Source organism: Alloalcanivorax gelatiniphagus, from assembly GCF_005938655.1.
Classification (GTDB): domain Bacteria; phylum Pseudomonadota; class Gammaproteobacteria; order Pseudomonadales; family Alcanivoracaceae; genus Alloalcanivorax; species Alloalcanivorax gelatiniphagus.
Genome location: NZ_VCQT01000034.1, coordinates 1 through 17,459, shown reverse-complemented (window position 1 = coordinate 17,459; position 17,459 = coordinate 1). Strand labels below are relative to the sequence as shown.

The window sequence follows — 17,459 nt, the reverse complement described above, 5'->3', positions numbered from 1 at the left end:
TTGCAGGAAGATAAAAGAAAAATATAATCTAGTTATCGTTTTGTGGTTGCATTTTGGGGTTGGGAATATGTCTGGAGAAAGCGAAGGTGATAATGCTGCTGCATTGTCCGCTGCTGTTCTGAGAGGGGATGAAGGTCACTATGTGGTTCTTCCTTGTGAGCCTTCACAGTTCGGCGGATTTGTATCAGGTCTGCTAGGAAAAACCCAAGTTTTAAAAGGGATTGTTGATGGCGTTTTTGATGTAACCTCTAATGAAATAGAGAATGTGTTTCATCTGGTCAACACTCGAGTTGGTGAGCAAAACGAGGGGAGTTTGGTCCATTTCTCTATTACTGTCCATTATAGTAATGGAACCTCGATTACGCACAATGATGTTAGTAAGTTTAGAAGTTATAGCCCTGTCGATTCTTGTCATCCTTTTGAGGTGGTTCTGAATTTTACTTATTTAATAAAATTCCCAGCTGAAACAGTTCCTAAAAAGCAAGAAATTGAGGTGGCTGTAATAGCTGAGGGGGATAGTAGAAATGGCAGCCGACGCTTTGTTGATGGTGTTTTTGAGTACAAAATAGATTATACAAACCGGACATGGGCTACGGATGTCGGAAGTTTGTTGAAAAATCATGGCGAAACATTTGTAGAAAAAACTTCTGGAATTAAAAGATGGTTGAGAGATCATTCGGATGTGATTTTGTTGACCATTTGCTCCCTTGTGGCGATGTTCTCGATATTGTTTTTCTGTGTCGATTTCTATAAAGATATCCCCAGTTATTTGTCGGCGAGCAGAAATCTTTCAGATGGAGTGGCCAGTTGCTTTAAAGAGTTATTGGTGGGTGGGGCGGTCTTGTCGATTCTTGTGCTTTTTTTGAACTGGATATATAGAGTGTCAGAATTTTCTATGTATCTCCCTCTGAGGTCTTTTATTGTTTTGTCAGAGCAAGACGTTAAAAGGAGAAAAAGGGCTAAGAGGCGAATGTCTTATAGGTGGGGGTTAGTTGTTGCGTCTTGGGTTTTTAGTGTGGTGGCTGGGTTGGTTGCTAACTGCATCAATAGTATTGGGTTATTTTGAGGTGGCGGGGATTGTTTGATATTTGATTTATTTATAAAATAAAAGCACTGCCTCCGGGTGCGGCAACACCCGAAGGCAGCTAACCACAACAGACTGAACAGGAGTCCATCATGGCTGCTCGCAATCATAAGCCACGCGCCCGCGTGGGTAAAAGCGAAACCCCCAAATCCAACCGCGAATTTCCCTATATTCGCCACCTCAAGGTCCACCCCGGCCAGTACTATTCGTACGGCGTCCCGCTCCACGTCCAGCTAAGCCGCCCGCCCAAGCCGCCCGTGCCCTGGGTCCACGTGAAGGGCTATTGGCTCGCTGAGGCCGGTTTCGCCATCGGCACGCCGCTGGAGGTGGAAGTCAGCGAAGGCCGCCTGGTGATCTCGGCGGCCCCCGAGCCCTCCGGCGCCTGACCGCCGCCCGCGCCGCCGCCTTGCCGGGCGGCGGCTGTCCTCCCTGAGCTGTGCTCTTGGGGCCCCTTTGAGGGTTGCGTTTATTGGCCCGTATGTTCTGCTGGGCTAGCGATTGGGGTTTAATGCCGTCGCCAATAAATGCTTTGGAAGCAATAGGTTGTGAACCTTTGGGGAGCCAGGGATTGGCCAATGAGTAAAGGATGCCCTGGCTTGTAGCGTGTATCGATACAGGGTACAATTCTTGTGATTAGTGACTTTCGAGACCAATGGCTGGATGACTATTACTTTGGTGGCCAACCAACACGGCATATTCCTAGCAACTTAGAGAGTGCGTTAAGGCGAAAGCTTCAAATCATTCATGCTGCTGAGGAGGAGAAGGATCTTATGGTTCCTCTTGGCAATAAGTTCGAGCATCTGAAGGGCAAGCTAAAGGGTTGGTGCTCAATTAGGGTGAACAAGCAATACCGCCTGGTCTTTCAGTGGAACCACGGTGAGGCCCGAGGTCTCTATCTGGACCCACACACCTACCGTTGATGAGAAAATGAGGTGCGTTATGGCTGAGGCATTGAGAATTCCGGCGCATCAACCCACGAGTGTTGGTTTGATGCTCAAAGAAGAGTTTCTTGAACCCCTGGGGGTTACCCAAGGCGAGCTCGCTAAGGCAATGGGCGTGGGCCGGAAAACAGTTAACGAGCTCTGTGGTAACCGCCGCGGCGTCACCGCCGAAACGGCTTTCCTGCTTGCCAAAGTACTGGGGACCACGCCGGAGTTCTGGCTCAACTTGCAGCTACTCAACGACATGTGGCTGGCCAAGCATAGCGAGATACTGGCGGCTAAGCTCGATGTGGCCCGCCCATTGGTTGCTGCTTGAAGTTTGTATAGGCCTGAACGGAGGAGGCGGGCCGCTTCGTGGCCTACTTCCCTTATGCGCTAGTGAAGGGTCGCTCAGAGACCCGCCTCGCTTTACGGCCGTTTTAAGGCTTTCCTGTTTTCCGTACCCATAGATTTATTCATTGCTTTCTTCCTTTTGCGGGGCTGCAACCAAGAGCACATACCCGCTATGATCCCTGACGAACAATAGTCGTTGACGCTCTGGCTCTGGCCTCAGCGTCTAGTTAGGCCTGTCGGCTCGGGGAAGCGCAGTGTTTGAAGTGGGGAAAGAATATCACCGCCGTTCGCAGATCCATGAAGTGTATGGCGGGCAGCAGCAAGGCGGTATCTCCACGCCAAAGAACGCACCCTATGTGTTCCTGTTCGTCTCAGAGACCGGTGGGCGGCACGGTTATACCGATGAATTTAAAGACGGCGTATTCTTCTACACCGGGGCGGGGCAAGTCGGGGACATGGCGCTCGCCGGCGGCAATCGGGCCATTGCCCACCATCAGCAAGATGGCAAAGCGCTGCACCTCTTCGAATACACGCGCCGTGGTTACGTCCGCTATGTTGGGCAGGCGGACTGTATTGGTTACCACCAAGAAGAGCGACCTGATCGGGATGGCGAGCTGCGTCAGGCCTTGGTCTTTCGTCTCGATGTGAATTCGTCGCCTCCTTCCACGTTGGTGCGGGAGGCGCGGCCGCTCTACGACCCGGGTGATACAAATAGGCTGAAGCGCTATTCGCTGACGCAGCTTCGAGAGGCGGCGCTTCCGAAGGCCGTTAGTACCGCCGAGCCACAGACTCGAATGCGAGTTGCCTACTACCGGGCCGAGGCCATTCGCCGCTATGCGTTGGCGCGTGCCAATGGCTATTGCGAGGGCTGTACCCAGCCGGCGCCGTTCTTCTCTTCACAAGGTCCCTATTTGGAATGCCACCACCTTCATCGTGTGGCCGACGGTGGCCCGGATCACCCAGAGAACGTGATCGCTCTGTGCCCCAATTGTCACCGGCGCGCGCACTACGCTAAAGATGCCGCGCGTTTTAATACTCAGTTGGTAGAGGTGGCGAAAGCCGCCGAGGCCGCTTTGTGGGCTGGATATTGAACGAGGCAGGGCACGGTCGTTGCTCTGCATCTCCGGTGAAATCCCTGCGGTTAGTTTAAAAAATAAGCCGATATGTGCATTTATGGGATATTTTGGACTATAAATTAAACTGCCGATGGTTTAATTTATGGCTTAATATGTTCTTCATGGGTTCATATCAGTGAAAAATGTAAACCAGCTCCTCCAGCAATGGCCCGCTGGTGCGGTCCTCTCCCAGCCCTGGCTGACGGCGCATGGTGTCTCCAGCGTGGCCGCCGGGCGTTGGGCGCGGGAGGGCTGGTTGGCGCGCGTGGGGCACGGCGCCTACCGGCGGGCAGGTGACAAGGTGAATTGGCAGGGAGGGCTGTACGGCTTGCAGCAGCCGCTGGGGGAGGGGCCTGCGTTCTGGTTGGGCGGGTTGTCGGCGCTGGAGCTCAGTGAAGGTAGCCATTTCCTGCGCTTTGGTGAGGAAGCGCTCACTCTCTGGGGTGAGCCCGGCCGGCGGCTGCCGCGCTGGTTCGCCGGGTACGACTGGGATGTGAGGGTGAGCTATCAGCAGTACGCGTTGTTCGACCGGGCGCCTGCGGACAGTATCCAGCCTTATACGCCGCCGGGGCGGGATTTCGATATCCAGGCGGCGACGCCAGAGCGCGCGGCGTTGGAGTGGTTCTATGCGCTGTCCGGCGAGGCGTTCTTTGGCAGTCTGGTGTCGGAGACGTTCGGCGGGCTGGTGACGCTGCGCCCCCGCCGGTTGCAGGTATTGCTGGAGGCGTGTCGCTCGGTCAAAGTGAAGCGGGCTTTCTTGTTGCTGGCCCGCCATCACGGTCATGCTTGGTATCGGCGCCTGGACACGGGGCGTATCAACTTGGGCGCGGGTAAGCGCCAGTTGTATCCGGGCGGGCGGCTGGACAGGGACCTTCAGGTAACGATACCCAGGGAGTGGGGGGATGACGTTTGATGCACGCTATGCGGATCAGGTGCGGCTGCTGCTGCGGGTTCTGCCGCTCGTGGCGGAAGAGAAAGACTTTGCCCTGAAGGGCGGCACAGCCATTAATCTCTTCGTCCGCGATATGCCGCGGCTGTCCGTGGACATTGACCTGGCGTACCTGCCGGACCACGGGCGCGACGACGCTCTGCGACGCTCCCGGGAGGCCCTGACCCGGATACAAGGGCGCATCAAAACCCAATTGCCCGGGGTTAGCTGCCTTCAACACAACCGAGGGGATGACGATCTCAAGCTGATCGTTCGTCAGGGGCGGGTTCAGGTCAAAGTGGAGGTGAACCCGGTCGTCCGTGGCTCGTTGCACGTCCCGGAAGAACGTGACGTCAGCGAGGCCGTGGAAGATCAGTTCGGTTTCGCATCAGCGTCGGTGCTGGCGCTGCCGGATTTGTATGGCGGCAAGCTGTGTGCGGCCCTGGATCGCCAGCACCCCCGTGATCTTTTCGATGTTCACCTGTTACTGGAAAACGAAGGCATTGACCGGTCGCTCTTCGAGGGCTTTCTGGTCTATCTGATGAGCCACCCCCGGCCGATGGCGGAGCTGCTCGCTCCTCGCTGGAAGGCCCTGGCTCAGGTACACGCCGATGAGTTTGCCGGCATGAGCCGGGAGGCCGTCTCCGCCGTGACGCTGCAAGCTGTTGGTGATGCCTTACTCAAAGCCCTGGCTGCCCACCTTACCGACGCAGACATTGAGTTCCTCCTTTCCTTCAAACGCGGCGAGCCCGATTGGCAACGGTGTCCGGTACCGAAAGCCGAATCGCTGCCCGCTGTGCAGTGGAAACTTCGCAATATCAATGCGATGACTCCGGAGAAACGGGCGGCGGCGGTGGCCCGTCTGGAGGAGGTGCTCCGTCTCTTGTCAGCCAGTACCGTGGAGCCATAATGATTCCGTCGGGCCCCCGGTTGAGGAGAGCACCATGATCAAACGCATCTGGCACGGCTGGACCACCCACGCCAACGCCGACCGCTACGAAGCACTACTCAAAGAAGAAATCTTCCCCGGCATCGAAGCCAAGCAGGTGCCCGGCTACCGCAGTATTCAATTGCTGCGCCGTGAGCACGCCGACGAGGTGGAGTTCATCACACTGATGGCGTTTGATTCCCTACGCCATCAAGGCGTTCGTGGGTGAGGACGTCACGGCGTCTTACCTTGCCGGGCAAGGTCCTGGAGGTGATGGCCATTGGGTTGGCCGTGCGCAGCACTATGAGATGCTTTAGCAATGCTGTACCGATTTCAGGCGCTTTCCATGCCCATGAGCGGGGGCTGCTCCGCTGATTGCTGGTTTACAATTTCCATAGAGGTTGACACTTTTCAGGTTAGTTGACAGAAATAGAAATTGCCTATAATTTGGGTGCGTAACCGGCATGGAGCAAAGCGGGATGCATGAACCCTCGGAAATCAATGATCAACTGACTGACGACCGCATCGACGCTGTGGGTCGACTTCTTGTCGAGGCGCACAACGGTGTAATCGAGCGGGAAGAGCCATTCGATAACGGCTGGAGCATCGGTACGAGATCCCATACTTGGAGAATGGGCAGAATCGTACAGGCTGTCGAACGCAGCGAGTTACCTTGGCTGTCATTGATAGACGGGTCCCTGAAGTTCATTTTCGCCATCGGCGACACGCCTGTGAATATGTTTCATGGGACCACAGGAAAGCCGAAGAAAAATATTCTTTCTCGCGCGGTCTCCTATCCTGAGCTTCAGCAGTTAGGTCTTTTCGAGGATCTAGAAGGTATCCCGAATTTGGTCTGGTCCTACGCATTGGAAACAGGTCCTGAAGGGGAGGTTGTCTCCCTTCAGTTTGTAGGGCTTACCGACTATGGCCAGGTCGTCGCTCAGCGTGAGGTGCCGATTGACGGCATGCTTGCTCCTATTGCTGGTGTGGCTGCTGAAGATTATGAACCGGTTTCACTGCCGGCTGCCCCTGTTACTGTTCGGCGGACTCCGAAGACGGAGACTGGAGAGGAACAGGCGGAAAGTCGCGGTTCGGAGGGGATTGAAGATTCTGGAGGCTGACAATAAATGAATGCTCCCGACTTTTTTGGAGATAACTTACGAATTGCCCGGCTTACGTCGGGCCTTTCTTTACAAGAGCTAGGAGAACGAGTTGGGACAACTCGGCAGTACCTGAGTCAGCTTGAGACAACCGATAAGAAGCCATCCCCCGATCTACTGGAGGCTCTTAGTTATGAGCTAGGGGTCACCACTCAGTTTTTTGGAAAACCAGTCGGCAATACAGTGAAGGACGAGGAATGCCATTTTAGGAAACTGTCCTCAGTGCCAATGTATTCCGTGCGAGAGTGCACAGCTCGTATAACCCTGGTTCATAAGGTTGTTGAGGTGCTTTCTCAGTATCTCGATTTGCCGTCGGTGAATTTTCCGGATTTCGGGCCAATCGAGTCAGGCCGTGACGCCGCCATGGCGGCTAAGAAGTGTCGACAATACTGGGGACTCGGAAACGGGCCTATAGAAAGCGTTGCGAGGGTAATTGAATACTCTGGTGGCGTGATAACGTCGCTGGGCGATATATCGGAGAAGGTGGATGCTTTGTCGGTCCATAGAGAGCGACCGGTCATCATTATCAACAGTACCAAAAGCGCGCCGAGGCTGCGGTTCGATCTGGCCCATGAACTCGGCCACATGGTTATGCATAAAGGTGTTGAATCCGGCTGCAAGGATACTGAATCTCAAGCCGATCAATTTGCGAGCTACTTCTTGCTGCCACAGGAGGCACTATTAGCGAGCTATAGACCCGGTAACCGTGTTAATTGGCAGTGCATCAAGCAGCTCAAGGTCAGGTGGGGTGTGAGTATGCGGGCAGTGGTTTTTCGGCTGCGCCAAGCCAACTTGATAACTCCCAGTCAGTATCGCACGGCCAATATTACTCTGAGCAAGAAGGGCTCTCGAAGTGAGGAACTCGATGATTCGGTTGTTCGTGAAAAGCCGGAGTTGCTTAGGAATGCCTTTCAGCTATTGGGCGAGACCTTTGGGTCGAATTTCGGAGGGGTTTTCGAAAGATTAGGAATATCCCGAGATATCGTTGGAGTTCTTACGGACTCACAGGATGTTTTGGCGGATGACCAATGGCAGTTGACGAGCAATGTGCTTCCTTTTCCGCCAACAGCGATTTAGCCCATAGCCAGTCTGAAGAATGCGGGGAGAGGCCGGATCTTCGGTAGCTTCTGCCTTTCCCTTTTCCTAGTGGTGATTTCTCGATTCCCCCGTCCCGGCTTCATCTACCAGCCTCCCCGTGCGCAACTACAAGCCGTGAACGCCACCAGGCTCAGAGGTAGCAGCAGTAACCGTGTATTCGTGTGCCGGGGTTGGTCTGTTTCCCAGACGTTGAAATGGCTGCCTACCGCAGCGCGCCGACGAGGTCTTTGGTGGGTGCCGGGGGCTCAATGGCGTCCAACACCTGACAGAACTCGTCGTTGCTAACGCGGGTGGTTGTTCTCTGGTTGAGTAGGTGCTGAGTCCGCACCTTGGCGCTGTCATGAATACACTCCCCTAAAGCCAGGCCACGGACGTTGGCCGCTCGCCGTAACAGCACCGCCTTAACTTGGCCTTGAGCCGAATAATTGCCATAATCGGCTCATTAATTGATTCGATTAGAGGTGCTATTCGGCTCATGATGATCTGGGAACAGTCCGATTGGCCCCGTTTTCGCTGGGATGAAGCGGCGTTGCGCGGGTGTTTGGACAGAGTGCGCCTGCTGCAGGGGCGCTTGCTCGGGCGTACCGATGCGGAGTCGCAGGCGGCGGATCTCGAGGTGGAGATGGACGCGCTGATCCAGAATGCCATCCGCACCAGTGAGATCGAGGGCGAGCATCTGGATGTGGGGTCGGTGCGTTCTTCCGTTGCCCGTCATTTGGGGCTTGAGCGGGCGGGCATGGCGGATCGGGCGACGGAGCGGTCCGAGGCGCTGGTGGGTCTGCTGGTGGAGGCTACCCGGAAGCCGGACGGCGTGCTGACGCTGGACCAATTGTGCCGCTGGCAGGCGGCGCTGTTTCCCGAGGGCCCGGAGCTGTTCTCCCGTATTCGGATCGGTGAGTTACGCGGTGAGCAGACCATGCAGGTGGTGTCCGGGCGTCTGGATCGGCCTCGGGTGCATTTCGAAGCGCCGCCCCGGGATCGGCTGGAGCCGGAGCTTGAGGCATTTCTGGGTTGGTTTAATGATCCACCGGCAGGGCTCGATCCGCTGCTTCGCGCGGGTATCGCCCATCTTTGGCTGGTGACGCTGCATCCCTTCGACGATGGCAATGGCCGTGTAACTCGCGCGGTGACGGACCTGGCCCTGGCCCAGGCGGAGCGGCAGTCCATCCGGTTTTATTCCCTGAGCGCTGCCATCATGGCCCGGCGGCCGGCCTATTATGAGCATTTGGAGCGTACCCAGAAAGGCGAGATGGACATCACGGGCTGGCTGGGGTGGTTTCTGTCGGTGTTGGAGGAGGCCCTGGAGCAGGCGCTGAATCGCATTGATCGGGTGCTGATCAAAGCACGGTTCTGGCAGCGGCACGCGCAGACCGTGTTGAACGAGCGTCAGGTAAAGGTGCTGAACCGGTTGCTGGATGGCGCCGGCGAGGAGTTTCTCCACGGTATCAATGCCAGCAAATACAAAAACCTGACCAAAGTGAGCAAGGCCACCGCCACCCGCGATCTGGCGGAGCTGCTGGAAAAAGGCTGTTTACGCCGCCTGCCGGCCGGGGGACGTAGCACCCGCTATGAACTCCAGGTGGAGGCGTAATTGGCGTTGCAGCCGCTTTCCCGCAGCCAGGAAAGCCCAGTGGCACCAGCCGGAGCCGAGCTTCCTGGCGGCTTCGATGCTCCGCCAGAGCCGGGGCGTTGATTACTGAATGACCTGACTGATGACCACCACCGGGATAATGTCGGTGTAGTTGGTGCGGTCGGCGCTGAGCGCCTTGCCTTCGGCGGCCATCGCCGCTTGGAAGCTGCCGAGGTCGTCGAAGAACATGTGCGCCGCCGCGATGCTGGCGGGTGGGTTTTCGCTGCCGCCGGGCAGGGCTTGATCGATTTCCAGCTTGACCAACCCATGCGGGCCGAGGCGGTCGCGGATCAGGCGGGCGTGGGTGTTTTGGTAGTACCCGTGGTCGAATTGGAACGCTTCGTGGGGCGGGTAGGATACGGTCACTCTGATCATGTTTTCCTCCATTGGGGGCGTCCGTGCAAGGGTGTCAGGCCGGCATGTTAAGTTCGCGGAACAGGTCGCGGCCCAGTGCCGCGGAGGCGGCCAGCAGCCGGCCGATCATGGCGCCGCTGACGCCGCCCATGGCCACATCCTGGCCGGTGAAGAGCAGGCCTTTCACCGGGCTGAATGCACGGGTCCAGCGTTGCTCGTAGCGCTCGGGGGTGGGGGCGAACGACATGAAGTCGCCACGGGTGCGGCCCAGGAAGTCGTTGAAGCTCAGTGGCGTGGCCAGTTCGGCGTGGGCGACATGGCCTTCGGCCTTGGGGTAGAACCGGTAGACCTGCTGGAGCATTTCCTCGGTGAGCCGCGCTTTGAGTGCTTCGTACTCGTCGCCACGGTGCTTCCACTGGGTGCCCTGGAATGGCTTCCAAAGGTTCCAGTCGGTGAAGCTGCAGATATCCATGGTGGTGCGGTCCGGGTAGCGCTCGGGCCAGGTGGGGTCTTTTGCGGAAGGCTGCGAGATAAAATGCAGCGGCATCCGGCGGTTCGACGAGTCCTGGATATAGTGCTGCCAGTCTTCGGTCTGATGGGCGCTTTGGTGGATCCAGATGTTGGCGGGTCCGACATCCAGATCCGCGTTGCTGGCGTTGAGGCCCAGGTTGAGCACCACCGCCGGTAGCGTACTGGGCATGGACTGAGCCTTGGCGTTTACCTTGGCCACATCCGGGCGTTCGCTTTTGAGCATGCTCAGGGTCTGCCGGATGCCGATACCGCTGATGACCCGTAGCGCTTCGAGCACTTCGCCGCCGGCCATCCGTACGCCGACCACCGTGCCGTTGTGTTCGACCACCTCAACCACGTCGGCGCCTGCCAGTACCATGCCGCCGGCCTGGCGAACGGTTTCCGACATCTGGTCGGCGATGACCTGGGCGCCGCCAATGGGATAGCTGGCACCATCCAGGTAGTGGCGAATAACGGCGGCGTGCACCGAGAAGGAGGCCACACTCGGCAGGCTGGCGTAGTCACCGAAGTGACCGCAGAGCACGGCGATCAGCTTCTCGTTGCTGGTGATGGAGCGGAGCACTTCCAGTGTGGTTTTTTCGGCCAGGGGCATGAAGCGCGGCGCGATCTGGTCGAAGGCTTGGTCCGCAATCGGTCCCGGCATCGCCCGGACGGCCAGGAATTCACCGGCGGGCCGGCTCGCTTCGTTGACCAGCTCGATGTAGCGGTCGATGGCGTCGGCCTCTTCGGGGAAGTATTGCTTCATCCGCTCGCGGAAGGCGGCGCTGCCGGCGTGGTATTCGAACACCTCATCGCCAATCGCAATCTTGTTGTAGACCTCGGGCATCTTCTGCCACTTCAGCTCGCCGCGCGTGACCTTGTTGAACAGGCTCTGCAGCGTCCCGGGGCGATGAACCTCGCCTATGTAATGCAGGCCCACGTCCCATTCGAACCCGGGGCGTTTGAATACCTGCAGGCATCCGCCGATGACCGCGTGGCGCTCAAGCACCAGTACCTTCTTGCCGTCGAGTGCCATCAGTGCCGCGGCGGTAAGGCCGCCGGCGCCCGAGCCGACCACAATGGCATCGAATTGGGTGTCGAGGTCGCCGTTCGCCAGCGCGCGCTTGTAGCTTGTTTCAGTGCTGCTTTTCATTATTGTCGCCCTCGTTGGGTGGATTGGACGGGGTACGAAGCCTGTACTCAGGCGGAGGGTCCGAAGAGGCCGGGGCCCGCCAGGGAGGCGCCACCGTCCACGGGCAGAACAACGCCGGTGACGTAGTCGCAGACCGAGGAGCTGAGCATGACGGCGACCTTGGCCACCGAGTTGAGGTCGCCATAGCGGCGCAGCGGCAGGTTGCGAATCACCGCATCACGGGATTCCTGGGTCGGCGTCAGGCGGGCCATGCCTTCCGTGCCGTCGATGGGGCCGGGGACGATGGAGTTGACGCGGATGCCTTCCGGGCCCCACTCCATGGCGAGAACGCGGGTGAGCATGTCGACGCCGGCCTTGGCCGCGCAGACATGGGCTTGCATGGGCGTGGCGGTGGAGGCCTGCGGGGCGGAAATATTAATGATCGAGGCGCCCGGCTTGGTGAGGTATTGGTAGGCCTCGCGCAATACGTGGAAACTGCCGAGCAGGTCGATATCCACCACGCTCTTGAAGCCGTTCACCGACATGCCCGCCGCCGGTGCGACAAAGTTGCCGGCGGCGCCGGAGCAAAGCACGTCAATGCTGCCGAAGGCCTCGTAGGTGCCGGCCAGGGCGCGCTCGACACTTTCCGTGTCGCGGACATCGCCGGTGAAGCCGATGGCTTCTGCGCCCAGCTCGCGCAGGCTGGCGAGCGCGTTTTCGACCCGTTCCGGTGAGCGGCTGAACACCGAAACACGGGCGCCTGCCGCGGCAAAGGCCTTCGCAATTCCAAGATTGATGCCGCTGGTGCCGCCGGCGACAAAGACGTTTTTACCGAGGAACTCATTCTGGTTCAGCATTCCGTTACTCCCGCTAGGTGGATCGCGTTTTGTTGTTGGCGCGGACTAGGATATGCATCGCCAAGATGGCAATCTGTCAAAAACTTGAAATTCGGACCTGCTGCATGAACCCCCCTCTCCGATACCGGTTCGTTGATGACCACCCTGGACACGGATGAGTGGTTTTCCTCCTGCGCGCTGGAGCTGAAACAGGGCCTGCTGCGCAGTGCCAGGCTGCAACGATTGGGCCCGGGAGAGGTGTTATACCGGGATGGCCAGCTCGCCCAGCAGGCTCTGTTCTGCGTTGTGGAAGGGGCGGTCAGGATATGCAGCTCATTGCAAAATGGCACGACGTCCTTGCTGGCTTATCTGGAGCCTTGTCACTGGTTTGGTGACATCTCTCTGATCGATTCCGGTCCCTATGTTCACGACGCGGTCGCCGACGTTGAATCCCGGATTCTTTGTGTGCCGCTGCAACCCTTCACCCAGTGGCTGGACCAGAACCCACAGTATTGGCGGGACATCGCGCGCCTGAGCATCAACAAGCTTCGGGTGGCCTATCAGGTGATCGCCGAACCGGGGGCTCTCCAGCACCGGTTGGCCCGGCGGCTATGGTTGCTGGCACATGGGTTCGGCTCGCGCGCGCAGCGTCCGTCCCCGCATCTCAGCGTTTCTCAGGAGGACCTGGCGCAAATGATGGGCAGCACCCGGCAGAGCATCAATGCCGCGCTGGCCAGGCTGGAAGGGTTGGGGTTACTGAAGCAAGGCTATAAGTCCATCGAAATCAGCGATTTGGCACGCTTGTTGGACCATGCCAATCATCTGGAATCGAACAACCCGGCCGGCCGTATTTAACCAGCTCCACCGCCATTCTCTCCCCGGCTGTCGGGCGCTCTACCGGTAGCGCTCCGCGATCTGTCCCATCACCTGCTCCGCGTGCCGGGCGTCCCGTTGGAACTTGGTTTTCAGATCCCGGGCCAGCACGCTGGCGAGCTTGTCGCCGATCATGGGGACGCCGACGCGGACCGAGAAGTTCAGGTCCAGGGTGGATTGGTGGTCGTGGCCTGTCAGGGTCATGTCGCAGTGGACCTCGGCGGGCACGCCCTTGAAGCGGATGTCCAATTGGCCGGTTTTGCGCCTCCGATCCCAGGCGTCGGTCTGGATCAGGGTGACCACGTCGGGCACGAACTTGCGGGCGAAGGCGGGGACGTTGATATCAATGTCCACATCCCGTTGGGTCACGATACGGCTGTGGTCAGCGTCGCGGGTGTCTTCCAGCAGTTGAATATTGCTGGCGCCGCTGAGCCGGTATTTTTCCAGGAAGTAGTCCTTGTCGGCGAACACCTGGATAACGGTGTCCGCGGGGAACGGATACTGGTTCTGTTCATTGAATGTCATGAAGTTCTCTTGTTGTTATTGGGGCGTGCCGCCTTTGATGACATGTTGTTGTTTGCCCAGGTCGATGCGGCCATCGCTGCTGACGATGGTGGTTTCCATGCGGTCGCCGGCCTTCAGATATTCCGGTCGGCGTTGCTGCATCTTGACGAACATGGCCCATTTTTTTGCCTCCGGCAACAGGGCGGAGAGCTTAACCACCGGGGCCGGCGGCACGCCGAGGGCGCAGCCGCTGGGGGTGCCGGTCATCAGTACGTCGCCGGGGGCGAAGTCGGCGATCTGGGCGTATTCGGTCAGGGTTTCCGGGGCCTTGAACACCTGGGCGGCGGTGTTGTCGTTCTGGCGCACCTGGCCGTTGACGCTCAGGGTCAGTTGCATCTGTTCCAGGTAGTGCATTTCGTCCTTGTCCAGCAGGCAGAGTATCGGGCCCAGGGGGCAGAAGGTCCGGTAGCTTTTTCCTTTATGAAATTGCATTTGCGGGAGCTGCACGTCCCGCGCGGAGACGTCGTTGCCGATGCAGATGCCGGCCACATAGTCGTGCAAGTTGTCGGCGGTAACGGTGACCGGGCCGTTGGTGTGCTTGCCGAGCACCAGCACCAGCTCCACTTCGTAGTCCAGCAGTTTGACGTGGCCGGGCTTGATGATGTGGCCGGTGGGCCCGGTGATCGAGGCGCTGGATTTGGTGAAGAAAAGATTGAACGCTTTGGCGTCCGGGTTCATGCCGGAGTCGATCATGTGCTCACGGTAGTTGGCCCCCTGGCAGAGCACCTTGGCGGATTCGGTGATCGGCGAGATCAGGGTGACGCTGTCCATGTCCAGAGTTTCGTCGGCGGTGGGGGCTTGCCGGACGCCGGCGTAGCCGAGAGACAGCAGCTCGCCGGTGGTGCCGCAGGGAATATCCAGGGGCGTGATGTGGTCGTCCTGTACCAGGCCCCAGCGGGTGCGGTCCTGGTGTTCGAAGCGAACGAGGTGAAGGGCCATGGTCTGTCTCCGTTTTCGAGTCGGGTGCTGTTTTCGGGTCGGGTTAATGGGGGTTACAGCAATAGCTGGCTGAGGTTTTCCAGCTGCTTTACCAGATGCAGCAGGAAGCGTGCGCCGAGGGCGCCGTCGATAACGCGGTGGTCGTAGGACAGGGACAGCGGCAACACCAGCCGCGGCGAAAACTCCCGGCCATTCCAGACCGGCTGAACGGTAGCCCGGGAGATGCCGAGAATGGCGACTTCCGGCGCGTTGACGATGGGGGTGAAGGCACCACGGATGCCGAGGCCACCCAGGGAGGAGATGGTGAAACAGCCGCCTTTCATGTCGTCCGCCGCGAGCTTGCCGTCCCGGGCCTTGCCGGCCAGGGCGGCGCATTCGTCGGCCAGTTCACGCACGCTTTTGCGGTCGGCGTCGCGGACCACGGGCACCACCAGGCCCGCGTCGGTATCCGCCGCGAAGCCGATGTGCCGGTACTTCTTGAGAATCAGGTGTTCGCCGTTGGCGGCCAGGGAGGCGTTGAACCTTGGGAACTCGGCCAGCGTTTGGGTGACCGCCTTGATCAGAAACGGCAGCAGGGTGAGCTTGATGCCCTGTTCTTCGCCGGCGCTTTTGCGGAAGGCGTCCAGGTCGGTGATGTCGGCGGATTCAAACTGCGTCACATGGGGCACGTTCAGCCAGGCGCGGTGCAGGTGCGCCGAGGAAAGCCGTTGGATGCGCTGCAGGGGTTGCCGCTTGATCTCGCCGAACTGGCTGAAGTCGATGTCGGGAATGGCCGGGATGCCGGCTTGGGGTTCCGGTTTCCCGGTGTGGTTGGCGAGCGCGTCGCGGACGTAGGCTTCCACGTCCTCCTTGAGCACGCGGCCGCCCTTGCCGGTGCCGGTCACCCGGGACAGATCCACGCCCAGTAGCCGGGCCTGCTTACGCACCGCCGGCCCGGCATTAACGGACGTCGGATCGTCCCCGGCAGGCGGCATGCCGAGGGGCGCCGTGGCCGCCGGCCCGTGGGCGACCGGCGCCGGGGTCTGTTCAGGGGGCGCTGCCTGCGTCGGCTCGGGCTCGGCGCGGGTTTCCTCGTCCGAGACATTGGGCTCCAGCGTGCAGAAGACGTCACCCTGGCTGAGGGTGTCGCCCACTTTGACGGCCAGGGTTTCGATCACGCCGTTTCTGCCGGCGGGCACTTCCAGGGCGGCCTTGTCGGTTTCCAGCACCAGCACGGACTGGTCGGCGGTCACCGTTTCGCCGGGTGCCACCAGGATGTCCACCACCGTAACGTCCTGGTAGTCGCCGATGTCCGGCACCGCGATGTCGATGGGGGTCGATGACATGCCAGTGGTTCCGTTAATGGGTTTCGGGCTCGGCGTGGGCTGGCTTGCGCGCGGCCGGCTGGCGTCCATAGGGGGCAAACAGGCCGTTGGCCACGTCCACCAGGGTGGCCGCCGCCGTGGACGCCGGCTCCCGGGTACGCCAGGCCACGTGCTGGTCGGGGCGGACCAGCACCGCGCCCTGTTCGCCCACCTCAAACAGATCCAGGGCCGCCTGGCGATCCGCCGGGTCCGGCGTGGCCAGGGCCACCAGGGTCAGGCCCATCTGGATCGGTTCGGGAAGGGCGGCCAGGGCGTCGCGCCAGCCGTCCGGGTCGGCGGTGACCAGGGTGAAGGCACGCCGGTCGATCAGGTCATGGATCGGCGTGGGCCGGCCCTGGTGGTCCACCATCGCATGGGGCAGGCGGCTGCCCGGCCAGGTGGTGGGGCGGTAGTCGGTGACGCCGTCCTCGATCATCGGTTGTGGCGTGCTCTCCCCCTGTACCAGCCCGGCGGAATAGGCGAAGCCGTACTCCAGGCCGGTGGAGATAAAGTGCGCCATCTGCCCGGGGATTTCCCGGCCCAGGGTGGCGCGCAACCGGCGCCCGACAAAGGTGCGGTTTTCCAGCAGGCCGGTGGGCATCAAGGCCAGGCGCATCAGGGTGTCCGCCAGTTGGCCATGGGCGATCCTCGGCAGCCGGTTGATTGGGCGGGCGGCGAAGCGTTTGGTCATGGCCATCAGGTTCTGGTTACGCAGCCCCACATGGCGCGTCACGTTATCCAGGGTGAAGTGGTTGCCCACGCTCTGGTCGGCGAAGCGTTGGATCACCGGTTTGCGTTCCGCCTCATAGGTGGCCAGCAGTTCCGGGGTGGCGCGTTCTTCCAGCACCGCCGCCAGTTTCCAGGCCACGTTGTGGGCGTCCTGGACACCACTGTTGAGGCCGAAGCCGCCGGTGTGCGGAAAGCGGTGGGCGACATCGCCGACCAGCAGCGTTCTGCCCCGCCCGAAGGTCGAGGCGAGCTGCGCGGTCATCGACCACTGGCCATGGGTATGAATCTGGAACGGGACTTTGTGGGTGCCGATGGCCGCGGGGATGATCTTTTCCCAGTAGCGGCTATCGCCTTTGGCGATTTTCTGTTCGGCGCTGATGAAGGGCGTCATCAGAATATAGTCATCGTCGTCGTGCTTGATCAGCACGCCGCAGAATTTCGGGTTATAGATCCAGCTGAGCAGGGGGCGCGGCGCCGGGTAAACCTCGTCCAGCTTCATTTTGAAGAAGATGCTGGCCATGTTGGCGAGTACCGGCCCGTCCATGTGGATGCCAAGCTGGTCGCGCACGTCGCTGTTGGCGCCGTCCGCGCCGATCAGCCAGCGGCTGTCGATGGCGGTGGTCTGGCCGTCGGGGCCGGTCACTTCCACGGTGACGCCGTCGCCCTGGTTCTGGAAACCCTTGAGCTTATGGTCCCGGTGGAAGGTGATCAGCGGTTCCGAATCCACCGCCCGCCACAGGATCGGCATAAGAAGATGCTGGCCCACATGGGCGATGCGATAGGGGCCGAAGCCTTGCACCCGTTCCACTCGGTCCTTGTCCGCCAGCAGATCGATGCTGCCCAGTTTTTTCCCCAGCAGGCTGGTGCACCAGGTGATATCGCCGATCTCGTCCTCGGTGGGGCACAGGGCCATGATCTCGTCGGCCAGGGCCGGCGAATACTGGGACCAGATTTCGAAGGAG

General features: G+C 59.7%; 20 protein-coding genes. 12 read left to right on the top strand and 8 right to left on the bottom strand.

Annotation, left to right across the window (positions count from 1 at the left end; genetic code table 11):
• Positions 1 to 67 precede the first annotated feature (67 nt).
• The 10 genes from FGS76_RS10775 (at position 68) to FGS76_RS10730 (ending at position 7,566) form a co-directional block, all read left to right on the top strand.
• Positions 68 to 1,066, top strand: a complete 999-nt coding sequence (locus FGS76_RS10775) for a hypothetical protein (RefSeq protein ID WP_138772650.1) — start codon at positions 68 to 70, stop codon at positions 1,064 to 1,066.
• Between the two features lie 110 nt (positions 1,067 to 1,176).
• Entirely contained in the window at positions 1,177 to 1,470 is a 294-nt protein-coding gene (locus FGS76_RS10770; protein ID WP_138772649.1) for a SymE family type I addiction module toxin, read from the top strand.
• Between the two features lie 243 nt (positions 1,471 to 1,713).
• A complete protein-coding gene (locus FGS76_RS10765; RefSeq protein ID WP_138772648.1) occupies positions 1,714 to 2,004 on the top strand; it encodes a type II toxin-antitoxin system RelE/ParE family toxin in 291 nt (96 codons plus the stop codon).
• Between the two features lie 19 nt (positions 2,005 to 2,023).
• Complete coding sequence (locus tag FGS76_RS10760; protein WP_138772647.1) at positions 2,024 to 2,341, top strand: HigA family addiction module antitoxin; 318 nt, start codon at positions 2,024 to 2,026, stop codon at positions 2,339 to 2,341.
• 271 nt (positions 2,342 to 2,612) lie between these two features.
• Positions 2,613 to 3,449, top strand: coding sequence for an HNH endonuclease (locus FGS76_RS10755; protein ID WP_138772646.1), 837 nt, complete (start codon positions 2,613 to 2,615; stop codon positions 3,447 to 3,449).
• 160 nt (positions 3,450 to 3,609) lie between these two features.
• Positions 3,610 to 4,386 carry a type IV toxin-antitoxin system AbiEi family antitoxin domain-containing protein gene (locus FGS76_RS10750; RefSeq protein WP_138772645.1) on the top strand — a complete coding sequence of 259 codons (777 nt, stop codon included), beginning with the start codon at positions 3,610 to 3,612 and terminating at the stop codon, positions 4,384 to 4,386.
• Positions 4,376 to 5,311, top strand: coding sequence for a nucleotidyl transferase AbiEii/AbiGii toxin family protein (locus FGS76_RS10745; RefSeq protein WP_138772644.1), 936 nt, complete (start codon positions 4,376 to 4,378; stop codon positions 5,309 to 5,311). The genes FGS76_RS10750 and FGS76_RS10745 overlap by 11 nt, the downstream gene beginning before the upstream one ends.
• A gap of 34 nt (positions 5,312 to 5,345) precedes the next feature.
• On the top strand, positions 5,346 to 5,558 hold the full coding sequence (locus FGS76_RS10740) for a hypothetical protein (protein ID WP_138772643.1): 213 nt from the start codon (positions 5,346 to 5,348) through the stop codon (positions 5,556 to 5,558).
• Between the two features lie 250 nt (positions 5,559 to 5,808).
• On the top strand, positions 5,809 to 6,450 hold the full coding sequence (locus tag FGS76_RS10735; protein WP_138772642.1) for a hypothetical protein: 642 nt from the start codon (positions 5,809 to 5,811) through the stop codon (positions 6,448 to 6,450).
• Positions 6,451 to 6,456: 6 nt separating this feature from the next.
• Positions 6,457 to 7,566: a helix-turn-helix domain-containing protein gene (locus FGS76_RS10730; protein ID WP_138772641.1), complete on the top strand. Its 1,110-nt coding sequence runs from the start codon at positions 6,457 to 6,459 to the stop codon at positions 7,564 to 7,566.
• Between the two features lie 223 nt (positions 7,567 to 7,789).
• Here FGS76_RS10730 and FGS76_RS19895 read toward each other — a convergent pair whose 3' ends face one another.
• The gene (locus FGS76_RS19895) at positions 7,790 to 7,984 is read right to left on the bottom strand and encodes a type II toxin -antitoxin system TacA 1-like antitoxin (protein WP_138772640.1); all 195 of its coding nucleotides are present in this window, start codon (positions 7,982 to 7,984) and stop codon (positions 7,790 to 7,792) included.
• Positions 7,985 to 8,062: 78 nt separating this feature from the next.
• On the opposite strand from FGS76_RS19895, the gene FGS76_RS10720 reads away from it, so the two are divergent.
• A complete protein-coding gene (locus FGS76_RS10720) occupies positions 8,063 to 9,178 on the top strand; it encodes a Fic family protein (protein ID WP_138772639.1) in 1,116 nt (371 codons plus the stop codon).
• A 102-nt stretch (positions 9,179 to 9,280) separates the two neighbouring features.
• Here FGS76_RS10720 and FGS76_RS10715 read toward each other — a convergent pair whose 3' ends face one another.
• Genes FGS76_RS10715 through FGS76_RS10705 form a run of 3 tightly spaced genes read right to left on the bottom strand, consistent with a single transcriptional unit; the run spans position 9,281 to position 12,070 of the window.
• Positions 9,281 to 9,592 (bottom strand): EthD family reductase, encoded by a 312-nt coding sequence (locus FGS76_RS10715; RefSeq protein WP_170214455.1) that lies wholly within the window; start codon positions 9,590 to 9,592, stop codon positions 9,281 to 9,283.
• A 34-nt stretch (positions 9,593 to 9,626) separates the two neighbouring features.
• Positions 9,627 to 11,234, bottom strand: coding sequence for a phytoene desaturase family protein (locus FGS76_RS10710; RefSeq protein ID WP_138772637.1), 1,608 nt, complete (start codon positions 11,232 to 11,234; stop codon positions 9,627 to 9,629).
• Positions 11,235 to 11,281: 47 nt separating this feature from the next.
• Entirely contained in the window at positions 11,282 to 12,070 is a 789-nt protein-coding gene (locus FGS76_RS10705; protein ID WP_138772636.1) for an SDR family oxidoreductase, read from the bottom strand.
• 135 nt (positions 12,071 to 12,205) lie between these two features.
• Here FGS76_RS10705 and FGS76_RS10700 point away from each other — a divergent pair, with 135 nt between their 5' ends.
• Positions 12,206 to 12,904, top strand: a complete 699-nt coding sequence (locus FGS76_RS10700) for a Crp/Fnr family transcriptional regulator (protein ID WP_138772635.1) — start codon at positions 12,206 to 12,208, stop codon at positions 12,902 to 12,904.
• 39 nt (positions 12,905 to 12,943) lie between these two features.
• Here the strand turns inward: FGS76_RS10700 and FGS76_RS10695 are convergent, their stop codons facing one another.
• From FGS76_RS10695 to FGS76_RS10680, 4 genes are all read right to left on the bottom strand, one after another.
• Positions 12,944 to 13,447 carry a DUF2505 domain-containing protein gene (locus FGS76_RS10695; protein WP_138772634.1) on the bottom strand — a complete coding sequence of 168 codons (504 nt, stop codon included), beginning with the start codon at positions 13,445 to 13,447 and terminating at the stop codon, positions 12,944 to 12,946.
• A gap of 15 nt (positions 13,448 to 13,462) precedes the next feature.
• Complete coding sequence (locus FGS76_RS10690; RefSeq protein WP_138772633.1) at positions 13,463 to 14,425, bottom strand: fumarylacetoacetate hydrolase family protein; 963 nt, start codon at positions 14,423 to 14,425, stop codon at positions 13,463 to 13,465.
• Between the two features lie 53 nt (positions 14,426 to 14,478).
• Positions 14,479 to 15,750 (bottom strand): 2-oxo acid dehydrogenase subunit E2, encoded by a 1,272-nt coding sequence (locus FGS76_RS10685; protein ID WP_138772632.1) that lies wholly within the window; start codon positions 15,748 to 15,750, stop codon positions 14,479 to 14,481.
• Between the two features lie 13 nt (positions 15,751 to 15,763).
• On the bottom strand, positions 15,764 to 17,459 hold a 1,696-nt coding region (locus FGS76_RS10680), incomplete at its 5' end, for an FAD-dependent monooxygenase (RefSeq protein ID WP_138772631.1).